The 13040-nt window shown below is 67.2% G+C and carries 2 protein-coding genes; one reads left to right on the top strand and one right to left on the bottom strand.

Translation table 11 applies throughout. The features are described from left to right. Positions 1-23: 23 nt before the first annotated feature. Complete coding sequence (locus tag RBB46_RS11625) at positions 24-515, bottom strand: ureidoglycolate lyase (protein ID WP_306029152.1); 492 nt, start codon at positions 513-515, stop codon at positions 24-26. Between the two features lie 549 nt (positions 516-1064). Between RBB46_RS11625 and RBB46_RS11620 the strand changes: the two genes are divergently transcribed. Beyond that, positions 1065-12932, top strand: coding sequence for a right-handed parallel beta-helix repeat-containing protein (locus tag RBB46_RS11620; RefSeq protein ID WP_306029151.1), 11868 nt, complete (start codon positions 1065-1067; stop codon positions 12930-12932). Positions 12933-13040: the final 108 nt, after the last annotated feature.

Here is a 13040-nt window from a genome sequence, read left to right as displayed (position 1 = left end):
ACCATAAAGACATCGGCCCGGCGTCAGACGGGCGCCAGCACGGCTGCCTCGCCATCGGGGAAGAACACCTCCTCCAGGTTGTTGCCCGGCCCCGAACGGTCGGCGACGAGGAAATCCTGCAAGGGCTGCAGCACCAGCAACGGGTGATGCCAGACACCGCGCGCGATCTGCACGCCCTGGTCGCCGCGTACCAGGAAGCAGCGGCAGGCGGCGGCGTTCGGGGCCTCGGCCACGACCACCAGCCAGGGGTGCCGCTCCATCGGCACGAAGGCCTGGCTGGCCAGCGGATGCCGCTCGAGCATGCGAATCGTCACCGGGCTCGGCCATGGCGTGCCGCGAAACACGGACAGTACAATCTCGCCGTCCGCGCCCGGATCGGTGGCGGCAAGCGCATGGAAACGCCGGGTGCGCCCCTCGTTGATCAGATAACTCGCCTCGAACCGGGCCTCGATCACGGTGCCGAAGGGGGCGAAGGCCTCGGCGGTCAGCGGCTCCGGTGTCAGGATCTGGCTCAAGCGTCTCTCCCTGCCTGTCTTGCGTGAACGTGTCTTGCGTGAACGTGCATGACATGAACGTGCCTGACATGAACATGTCTGGCGCGGCCGTTCCTGGGGAACAGCCCTTCGCGCCTGCTCTTCCATGCGCACAGCGCTTCCCGCCTCGCCGTGGCCCGCAATCCTAGCCCGCCCGTTGCCCGAATGCGACAGGTGCGCCGGCGCCCGGCATTGTTTTCCCGAACGGGAAGCGGAATCACATCAAATGCTTGGCTGCAACAGGTCCGCCCCGTCGGTGCAACCAGGCACGGGAATGCCGGCCCAGCCGCACTGCAACCTTTCGATGTGTCGCCCTCGCGCAACACCCCTTAACAAAACACTGCAAAACACCACCCTCAGCGCGTGCGTACGATTGCATACACGCGGGCAGTGGTTAAACGTGAGGCGCGGATTGCGTCAGCGTGCCGCCGCCATTGATTAGGTTTTTTCGAATTTTTGAACACACCTTGGGAGGGTGTCATTTCCTACTCGTATCCTCATAAGCGCTTCCTCTCGGGAGCCGGACGGGAATTGCTGTCCTCCTCGTGTGCCGCCGCCCTGCTGGCCGGCACGGGATCCGCCGCCCTTGCCCAGGAGCCCGCTCCGCTATGGGGTGCCTGGGGCGAACTCGGTGCTCAGGCCGGATCCCAGAACGCCGCCTTTCTCGAAGGGTTCATGCCGCTCGCCCAGGACGGCGACAGCATGGTCTTCCTCGACCTGCGCCTCGATTACGGCGAGAACAGCAAGGGCTCGGCCTCCGTCGGCCTCGGTTTCCGCGAAATCGTCGGCCCCGACCTGATTCTCGGCGCCAATGCCTTTGTCGACCTGGTGCGGACCGACAACGGCAACCAGTTCCTCGGCATGACGCTCGGCGTCGAGGCCTTCACCTCGATCTTCGACATCCGCCTCAACGGCCATGTTCCGCTTGGCGGCGTCAGCAAGCTGTCGAGCACGACGACGTCCACCGGCGTGACCATCGTCAACAACCAGCTCGTCGAGCAGAGCAGCCTGACCGAACGCTCGGAAGCCCTTCTCTACGGTCTGACCGGCGAAATCGGCGCGATGTTCGATTCGCCCTTCTCCGAGAACCAGCGGCTGCGCACCTATGTGGGCGGCTATGTCTATGACCGTGGCGGCCACGCCATGGAGACCGGCGCCCGGCTTGGCCTCGAGTACCAGATCGACGGCGCGCTCGGTCTCGCCGGATCGCGACTGACGCTGGGCGCGGAACTCGTCTACGACAAGGAGGACGAGCTCGACGCGATCGCCTCCGCCCGGTTCCGCGTGCCGCTCTTCGCCGGCCGGACCGAGGACGGCGCGGACACGGCCACGCGCCTGTCGCCGATCCAGGAACGCATGTCGGAAGGCATCCGCCGCGACAAGGGCATCCGCTCCAGCGCGCGCGCACGCACCTCGCCGCAGACCGCGACGCCCGTCATCAACCCGACCACCGGCCGCGTCTATGGCGGCGTCTACTACGCCAACGCCACGGGCGGCGGCGTCGGTTCCTTTGCCGATCCCACGAGCCTTGCCACGGCGGTCGCCAATGCCGGCACCGACGGCATCGTCGTCGTTCTCGGCGCCGGCGGCACCGTCACCACCTCCGGCATCACGCTGCAGTCCGGGCAGATCCTCACCGGCGGCGGCGAGAGCGTCGGCGTCCAGCTCGCCAGCGGCGCGACGACGACCTTCCTGCTGTCGGGCACCAACGGCACCATCGACGGCGACCCCGGCGTCACCACGGTGACGCTGGCCGATGGCGTCACCATCCGCGACCTGACGCTGCTTGGCGGCACCACCGTCGTCGGCGGCAACAATGTCACCGGCGTCACGCTGCAGGACCTGTCGATCCAGGACGCGACCGACGGCGTGCGCATCACCGGCGCCACCGGCACGACGCTTACCAACCTGTCGTTCAGCGGCATCACCGGCACCTCGATCTTCCTCAACAACGAGGCGGCGACACTGTCGGGCATCACCATCGACGGCGGCACCACGGGCATCTCGATCGCCAACAACACCGGCACGACCAACCTGTCGGCGATCAACATCTCCAATGTCAGCGGCGATGCGCTCGCCTTCGCCAACAACACCGGCATCATCAACGTCGCCGACCTGACCGCCACCAATATCGGTGATGACGGCGTCGTCATCACCGGCGGCGGCACCTTCGGCTTCACCGGCACCACCGCGATCAACGGGCTGGGCGCGGGCGCGACCAGCGACGGCTTCGACCTGACCGGCACCACCGGCGCGACGATCACCACCGGCGACACGGACATCACCGGCCTTGGCGGCGGCACCGGCCTCAATCTCGCCGGCGGCGACGCCACGGTGACGATGTCGAGCCTCGATGTCACCGGCACCGGCGTCGCGGGCTCGCGCGGCATCGACCTGTCCGGCACGCAGAACGGCCGCGCGGTGACCATCACCAATGGCGGCAACATCTCCAACGTCGCCACCGGCGTGGTGCTTGGCACCAACGGGGCGGCCGGAACGGCGGCGAGCGCCGCCTTCACCTTCGGCGGCGGCATGATCGCCGGCAACGTGTTCGCGCTCGACGGCATCGGCGTGATCTCCGGCAGCGGCACCTACGGCTTCGGCACGACCAATTTCACCGGCGCCTTCAATTTCGACGTCAGCAGCACGCAGAATTTCTACGTGGCCGCCACGGCGACCGGCACCGGCGACGGCTCCTCGACGGCGAACCGCGCATCGATCGCGACCGCCATCGCCGCGGCCGGCGGGCTTGGAACCGTCAACTTCGTGCTGATCAACGACGGCACGGCGATCGACACGAACGGCCTCACCTTCGCGCTTGCCAACGGCCAGAGCGTCGACACGTTTGGAGGCGGGCGCACCTTCGCCGAGGCCGGCTTCGTCATCCCGGTCAACATCACCGGCGACAACCTGCCGACCGGCAGCGTCGTCGTCACCGACCCGACGGGCCTGGGCGCCGCAACGCTGACCAATTCCTCCGGCGCGGTGGCGACGCTGACGCTCGCCAACGGCAATGCCGTCAGCAACATCACCATCGGCAGCTCGGCCGGCAGCGCGATTTCCGGCACCGGCATCGCCGGCGTGATGATTTCCGGCGTCACCTCGACCAGCACGGTGGCGCTCACCAACACCACCGGCGCTGTGACGCTGACCAATCTCGATATTTCCAACGGCTCGGGCACCGGCCTGACGCTTGCCGACGTGTCGGGCAGCGTCACCGGCACCAATGTCGACATTGCCGGCGTCAACACGCTCGCCGTCACCGGCGGCAACGGGACGATCTCCTTCGACGCGACCAGCTCGCTCACCAACACGTCCGGCGCCGCGGTCTCCATCACCGGCCGCATCGGCGGCAGCTTCAGCCATTTCGGCGCCATCTCCTCGAACGGGGCGGGCGCCACCGGCATCACCGTTTCCGGGGCGACCGGGGCCAGCAACGTCACCTTCGGTGGCCAGGTGTCGCTCGGCACGACGACCGCGCTCGGCGGCATCGGCGTCAACATCGACAATGGCGGCCAGACCTCGACCGTCGCCTTCGACGGCGGTCTTGACGTCGCCACCACGGGCTTCACCGGCCTGCGCGCCGTCAATGGCGGCACGCTGCGGATCGCCGACACGGCCAGCGAGACGGTCACGACAACGGCGGCCGCCGCGCTCGAGCTGAGCGGGATCAACACCGACGTCACCTTCGACCAGGTCAACGCCACCAATTCGAACATGACATCGGTGTCGCTGCAGAACCTCGACGGGTCCTTCACCGTCAATGGCGGCACGCTGGCAACCGTCGCCAGCGGTTCCTCGTTCAACAGCTTCAACGTCACCCAGAACGACGGCACGGCAACGCGCGCGCTTACCCTCACCGTCGACGGGCTGACGATCACCCACGACGCCTCCGGCGCCAGCAGCACACCCAGCGAGCACGGCATCGCCGTGACCACGAACGGCGACGACAGCGCCGTCTTGGCAATCTCCAACTCGACCTTCCGGACCGAGGATTCGGCCGTCAGGGTGATCGCCAGCAACAGCCTCGTAACGGTCACGAATTTCGCCAACAACACGCTGCTCGGCGACGCCACCTCCTTCGATCCGGCGCTGTTCAACAACGGCGTGACGTTCGAGGGCGTCACCTTCGATGCGGACCTGTCCACCGCCGGCATCCAGACCGTCAACGGCGGCGCCTTTTCCGCCGGCACGCCGGGCCAGGCCGTCAACCACGGCATCTTCTTCGGCAACACCCTCAACAACAATTCCGGCCGCATCGACTTCGGCAACTACACGGTAAATGCGGTCAATACCGGCCTGTCGCTCAATGGCGGCAACCCGGGCCTGACGGTGGGCATCGCCGACGGCAGCATCACCGCCGGCACCGTGCGGCTCGGCACCGGCACAGGTGTCGCCAATGGCGACATCACGCTCTCCAGCCTGACGCTGAGCGGCGGTCTCTCGGCCAACCAGTACGCCGGCTCCTTCTCCGTCACCGGCGCCACGACGATCACCTCGCCCGAGACGTTCCTCGATCTCGGCGGCGGCTTCTACCAGCGCACGGCGACGACCGCCCTCTCGGTGGCGAACTCCTCCGGCAGCTTCAGTTTCAACACCTTGAACATCGCCTCGACACCCGCCGCCAACCACACGACCGGCGGATCGACGGTCGGCATCGACCTCAACGGCAACAGCGGCACCTTCACAGTCTCCGGCACGACGACGATCACAGACACGGTCGAGGATGCCATCCGCATCACCGACACCAGCGGCGCCATCTCCTTCGGCCAAACGACCATCGTCAACCCGCACGCGACACCGATCGTTGCGGGCACCTTTATCGGCGGCGCGCCGGAAGCGCGCAGCGCCGGCATCGACATTTCCGGCACGATCACCGGCGCGATCTCCTTCGCCGATCTCGACATCACGCTGAATTCGGCGAATTCCACCGGTATCGAACTGACCGGGGCGACGCTCAACGCCGCCGTCACCGCCGGCGATTTCGACGTCACGGGCAACAGCTCGGCCGGCACCATCGGCGTCGACCTGCGCGGCGTCCTGGGTGGCGGCACGGTGCGGCTCGGCGATGCCACGGTGGGCGGCGCGGACGCCACCATCGCCGGTGTCGACACCGGCGTCTTCCTCGACAATACCAGCAATGCCAACTTCATCTTCGGCGACGGCGAGGGCGCCAGCGACACCGGGTCGTCGATCTCCGCGACGACGGCGATCAACGCGGCCAGCGCGCCGACGCTCGGCACCTACAATTTCCAGGATGTCGAGTTTGTCGGCAGCCCGGGCGCGGGCTTCGGCCTCGGCACAATCTACTATGTCGATTCCGACGGCGCGACCGGCGGCGGCGACGGTTCGGGATCGGACGCCTCCAACCCGATGACGCTGGCCGCGGCGGAACTCGCCGCCGGCGCCGGCGACATCATCGTTCTGATCAACAACGGCAATGTCATCTCGACGGCCGGCACCAACGCCAACGACACGCTGAACCTTGCCGACGGCTTGCAACTGCTCGGCTTTGGCGACGGAGCCGGCGGCAGCCAGACAATCACGGTCAATCTGACGGTCCCGCCGACGATCCTGCTGTCGGCGGCCGGCGTCACCATCGCCGACCCGACCAGCGGCGGCGCCGCCACGCTGACCACGACCGCCGGCAATGACGTGATCACGCTGGGCGCCAGCGGCAACCGCATCTCCGGCCTGACGCTGGAAGGCAACGGCACCGCGGGACGCGGCATCAACGACAACGGCACCGGCGCCACCGGCACGGTGATCGAGACGTCCACGATCCGCAACTTCGCCACGCGCGGCATCGAGATCACGCCGTCGACCAACACGACGATCAATGGCGTCACCTTCTCCGGCAATGCCGGCGACGTGCTGCTGAACGCCTCCAACTCCACCCTGCGCAACATCACCTCGACGGGCGCGACCGGAACCTCGATCACGCTCACCGACGTGTCCGGCACGACGACGCTGGAAAACATCTCGATCACCGGCGCCGGCCAGAACGGGCTGAGCTTCGCCACCAACGCCACCGGTCCCGCCGGCACGATCAACGCCACCAATGTCGACATTTCCGGCAGCGGCGCCGTCGCCCTGCTGATCGATGGCGGCAATGCCGCCTACAATTTCGACGCGACAAGCTCGATCAACATCACCAGCGGCACCGCGGTCAGCCTGACGAACCTCGCCGGCGGCAGCCTCACCCACGCGGGAACGGTCACCGCCAATGGCGCCGGCGCCAGCGGCATCACCTCCTTCGGCGCGACAGGGGCGCATTCCGTCACCTTCAGCGGCGCGGTCGATCTCGGCACGACGACGGCGATGGGCGGCTCCGGCCTCTTCATCGACAACAACAGCCAGGCGGGCACGTACAGCTTCGCCAACCTCGACATCAACGTCGAAAGCGCCTTCGGCGTGGTCTTCCAGCAGGGCGGCTCGCTCGGCATCACCACCGGCACGGTCGCCGCCAACGCCGGCCAGGGCATCAATCTTTCCAATACGGCGATCGCCGCCGGCGGCATCAACCTGACATCGCTGTCCAACACCAATGTCGCGGGCGCGGCCGGCATCGGGCTGAACAACGTCACCGGCGGCGCGTTCACCGTCTCCGGCACGACCACGGTTTCGGGCACCACCGGTTCGGCCGTGTCCCTCGCCAATGTTGCCTCGAATGTCAGTCTCGGCACGGTCAACATCTCCGTCACCAGCGGCGACGGGCTGCTGCTCAACGGCAATTCCGGCACGCTGACCACCGGAGACATGACCATCGCCATGGGCGGGGGCACCGGCAGCGGCATCCGCGCCACCAACGCCAACGGCGTGATGACGTTCGGCAATGTCGACATCACCGGCCTTGGCGCGGGTACCGGCGTCAACCTCTCGGGCGGCACGTTCGACGGCGCGATCACCTTTGCCACGCTCGACATCACCGGCACCGGCGCTACCGGCTCGACCGGCATCGACCTGACCGGCTACGACAACACGCAGAACGTGGTGACGACCGGCTCGGGCACGATCCAGGGCGTCCAGATCGGCGTCAACCTGACCAATGCCGACATCGCCAATGGCGTGCGCTTCCAGTATGGCGACGGGTCCGCCCCGGTCGCCAGCACGATCGACACCTCGGGCATCGCCGGCAATTTCGCCATCGTCACCACCGGCGCCACCGGGACCGGCGAATACGATTTCGAGGATGTGGGCTTTGGCACCAGCAACGTGTCGAACCTGCAGGGCGTCAGCTATTTCGTCGTCGACACGGCCGGAACGCCGGGTGCGGGCACGTTCGACGATCCGGGCACTGCCGCCCAGGCGGAGGCCTCCGGCGCCAGCGTCATCGTCCTGATCGACAGCACCGTCGACACAGTCCAGGACACGATCGACCTCGTCGCGCAAGGCGACGGCACTCTCAACCTGGCAGCGGGCCAGGCGCTGATCGGCATGGCCAATGGCGACACGATCGACGCCTCGACCCTGGGCATTTCGGCCGGCGGCGCGCCGGCCAGCGTGCAGCTCACCGGCTTCTCCTCGAGCAGCACCATCACCGCGACCAGCGGCGTCACCACGATCGACGACGAGGTGCCGATCCTGACCACGTCGGGGGCCAATGACACGGTGGTGCTGGCCGGCACGGCGACCATCCAGAACGTCGCGATCACCAATACCGGCACCGGCAACGGCGTTTCGGCGAGCTTCGGCGCGGCCTCGAACGCCATCATCCGCTCCAGCACGATCGGCGGCGGCACCGGTGCCTACGGCATCGACCTCGCCACCACGTCGGGCGCTTCCACCGCGAGCCTCTCCAACCTGACGCTGACGAGCGGCCTGCGCCTCAACGGCTCGGGCGGCGGCACGCTGACGGCGACGGCCACCGGCACCAACACGATCACCAGTTCGCAGACCGAGGCGCTGACCCTCGACACCATCGCGGCCGGTGTCGGCGGCCTCGCCTTCGACCAGATCACCTCCACCGGCGACACGGCCGGGATGACGCTCGACACGATATCCGGCGCCGGCAGCGTCACCATCCAGAGCGCGACGTTCAACCGGTCCGGCACGGCCACGAACAACGTGATCACCATCGCCGACCAGACCATGACCGGCGCGCTCACCATCGCCAACCTGGACGTGGATTCCTCCAACACGCAGAATTTTGCCGCCCTGCGCACGTCGGGCACGAACACCTCGACGTTCAACATCGGCACCGGCACGAACGGCGTGGACATCAGCGGCGCCCACAACGGCCTGATCTTCTCCGGCTCGCACGGGACAGTGAACATCGGCACGGCCGGCGCGGGCGTGCAGATCGACGGGCGCGGCACGGCGATCTCGTTCGTCAGCAACAGCAGCGGCACGTTCAATATCGGCCATGGCGGCGCCACGTCGTCGCTCGCCGCCGGCAACGGCTCCGGGTTGGCGCGGGGCATCGAGGTCGCCAATTCCGACGCGACGATCACGGCCACCAATATCGACATCAACCGCACGGGCACCGGTGCTTCGAACGGCAACGGCATCTATGTCGCGGACAACGACACCTCCGGCTCGTTCACGCTCGCCGGCACCAACACGATCGACAATACCGGCGGCGCAGGCGTCTACATCCAGAATGCCAGCGTCTCCCTCTCCGGCCTGACGCTCGGCGCCTCGGCCACCGGAACCGGCGACGACATTTCCGGCGCCGGCATCCAGGTGGTCAGCAACGCGGCACTCTCCACCACCGTGTCGCTCTCGGGCATCACGATGGGTTCGGGCGGCAACGGCGACACGGGCGATGTCGCCGGCATCGGCCTCGACATCGATTCCTCCGGCTCGGGCGTGCTGACGGTCAACCTGACCGGCACCAACACGATCCGCTCCACCGGCCAGGCGATGACCGCCAACGAGACCGGGGCGGGGACCGCCAACAACCTGCTTCTCACCGTCAACAACACGACGTTCGAGAGCACGGCCGCGGGCGTGCCGAGCGTTGCCGTCACCGGCCAGAACGTCACGACGACGACCAGCAGCATCGGCGTGCGCGGTTTCGCCGGCAACACGGTGATCGGCAACGGCACCGGCGGCGGCATCCTATTCACCGCCGTCGATTTCGATGGCAACGGCGCGGGGGCTGCGGTCGCCGGCGGCACGCTCAATGTCGGCCAGGGCACGGGCAACCGGGTCCAGGGCGACGGCCTGTCGCTGATCGACACGACCGGCGAGCTCGGCTTCACCACGCTCAACATCTTCAACAATGGCGGCATCGGTCTCGAGGTCGACACCAAGACGAACGGCAACAACACCGTCTTCACGCTGAATGGCGGCGGTGCGGGCACGGTCGACACGACGGGCGGCATGGCCCTCTTCCTCGATCCGCTGACGATGGACCTCACCTTCGGCGTGGTCCGTTCGACCGGTGCCGCCGGCGCCGGCGTCTACATCGACGGCGGCAACGCGACGGCGGCGGGCAACAACGCGCTGACCATCGGCACGCTGAACGTCACCGGCTCGACCAATGCCGGCCTGCGCATCACCAATTCGACCGGCACGTTCAACTTCGGCGCCACCACGATCAACAATTCGGGCTCGGCCGGCGGCGGCGTCGACATCGACCTGGGCACCGGCGACACGGCCACGGTCAACTTCACCGGCCCCCTCGACATCGACACGAACACGGGCACCGGCTTCGACGTCAACGGCTCCGCCGGAACACTGCTGACGCTGAATGTCGCAAGTGCCGGAACCCAGGCGATCGACACGACGACCGGCCGCGGCATCATCATGAACACGGTCGCGGTCGGCGCGGGCGGCGTCTTCTTCGACACCGCGACTGCCACCGGCACATCCAGCGGCAACTTCATCGACCTGCAAGGCATCTCCGGCGGGGCCTTCCGCGTCGCGACCACGAGCGCCAACGACGTCAACGGCACCGGCATCCGGGTCAACAACTCGTCCGCCGCCTTCACCTTCAACGCGATCACGCTCGGCAATAACGGCACGCCGGGTCCGATGACCTACGGCATCGACCTCGACGGCAATTCGGGATCCTTCACCACGACGGCGTCGAACATCATCTACTACGCCCAGACGGCCGGCATCCGCATCACCAACGCCCAGGCTTCCTTCGTCGCCGATTTCCAGGGCCAGATGGAAGTCTCCAACCGCGACAACGTTGCCTACACGGCAGGCGGCGACGGCCTTGTCCTGCAGAACAACAATGCGGCCTCCCAGACCACCTTCTCGAGGTTCGTCCATACGGACTTCCAGAGGAACACCGGAGGGGGCACCGTTACCGCCAGCGGCCAGGGCATCGATGCCGACAACGGCGGCAGTCTCACCATTCTCGATGGCAGTGTGGGCAGCAACAACGCGCTCGGCGACGGCGTTGCCGCCATCGACATCCGCGGCACCGCGACCAACATCACGCTCAGCAGCGTGGGCCTGGACAATGACGATGCCGGCGAGAGCGGCGGCGGCATCCATCTGGAGAACAACACCGGCAGCTTCACCCTTCAGTCGGGCACCGCTTTTTCGACGCGCAACACGACCTCGATCTTCGCCAACAATGCCGGCACCCTGTCGCTCGGCACGGTGACGGCGGTCAATATCAGTTCCTTCGGCGCCGGCGCAATCGACATCACCAACACCGCGCTGAACCTCACCCTCGGCACCGTCACCGCCCCGACCAGCGCGGGCCAGGGCATCCGCCTCAACAATGTCTCCGGCACGGTGACGACCGGCAACCTCAACCTGTCCAACACGGGCGGCACGGGCGCGACGATCGACATCTCCAGCCTGCAGGCCGGAACCAGCGTGACATTTGCCGGCACGAGCGCGACCGTCAACGGCGGCACCAACACCGCCGTCAGCATCACCAACAACACCGGCTCCACCATCGCCTTCACCAATGGCGGGCTCGACATCGACACCACGTCCGGCGCCGGCTTCGTCGCAACCGGCGGCGGCACGGTGAGCGTCACCGGCACCGGCAACTCGGTGACGACGACGACGGGCCGGGCGGTGCAGATCGACGGCACGACACTGGGCGCGGCCGGCGTCACCTTCCAGTCGGTCTCCACCAATGGCGCGAGCAACGCCATCAACCTGCGCAACACCGGCTCGACCGGCTTCTTCTCGATCACCGGCTCCGGCTCGACCGACGGGTCCGGCGGCCTGATCCAGAACATCACCGGCGCCGACATGCTGGACGAGACGCCGACGGCGAGCGGCGTGGGTACGGCGATCTATCTTGAGAACGTGACGGACGTCCGCATCGCCAACCTGCAGGTGCAGAACACCTCGAACTTCGGCCTGCGTGGCTTCGGCGTGAACGGCATCACGATGAACAATGTCGACTTCACCGGCAGCCACGGCAACAATGCCGGCGCCGACGAGGGCGTCTTCTACGTCAACAACCTGACCGGCACGGCGACCTTCACCGGCGGCACCTATCTCGGCGGCATCGAGGATTCGGTCCATATCGACAATGACGGCACCAGCGGCACGCTGACGCTGGCCATGTCGGGCATGGCGATCACCACGGGCGACGGCAGCAACGCGGCGATCGGCAACAACGGCATCACCATCCAGGCGAGCGCCGGCAACGTCAACGGCACGATCAGCGGCAACAACTTCGTCGCCGCCGTCGCCTCGCACCTGCAGCTGGTCTCCTCCGGCACCGCCAATTACGGGCTGACGATCGACAACAACACCTTCACCCGGCATTCCGGCATCGTCGGAAACGGCGGCATCGGCATCCTTGCCGGCACGCAGAGCTCGGGCCTGTTCAACGTCACCATCTCGAACAACGACATGTCCCTGCTCCGCTCGCTCAACAACGCGATCGATGTGGGCAGCGTCAACGGGCCGGGCACCTTCGCCGGCACGGTCGACATGACGATCTCCGGCAACACGATCGGCACGATCGGCAATGTGGGATCCGGCACGGCCTTCAACGCCATCGACGTCGACGGCGATGGCGGCGGTTCGTCGGTCTACCGGATCACCGGCAACTTCATCTACGATCACGACGAGCGCGGCATCAACGTCGCCGCCGGCGAGGGCGCCGGCGCCAGCCACCAGATGAGCGTGCTGATCAACAACAACATCGTCCAGGACAATGTCTCGGCCAACGACATCCAGGGCATTCACGTCGATTCCGGCGTGAGCAGCGGCTCGACACCGACGATCTGCGCCACGATCACCAACAACACCGTTTCGAACAACGCCAACTACATCCACGCCATCCGGGTGCGGGCACGCAACGACGGCAGCCTGCAGATCGCCAACGGCACCGGCGGCGCGGCGAGCGAGGTGGCGGTCGAAACGCATCTCGGCGGCGCGGCCGGCAACACGGTGACCCAGCCGATCGACGCGGTCCTGTCCGGCACCGGCACGCTCTCCTTCGTCGCCTCCTGCCCGAACTAGGGTGCGCCCGGCGACAGGAACTCGAGACAGGACGCCCCCGCGCGCGGGCGTCCTGGCCTTTCCGCCGACCGATGCGCGCCGTGTTCCGCCGGACGGTCTCACTTGCGC

The sequence above is a fragment of the Stappia sp. MMSF_3263 genome (assembly GCF_030733745.1).
Lineage (GTDB): Bacteria > Pseudomonadota > Alphaproteobacteria > Rhizobiales > Stappiaceae > Stappia.
This window is presented reverse-complemented; position numbering and strand designations above follow the sequence as displayed.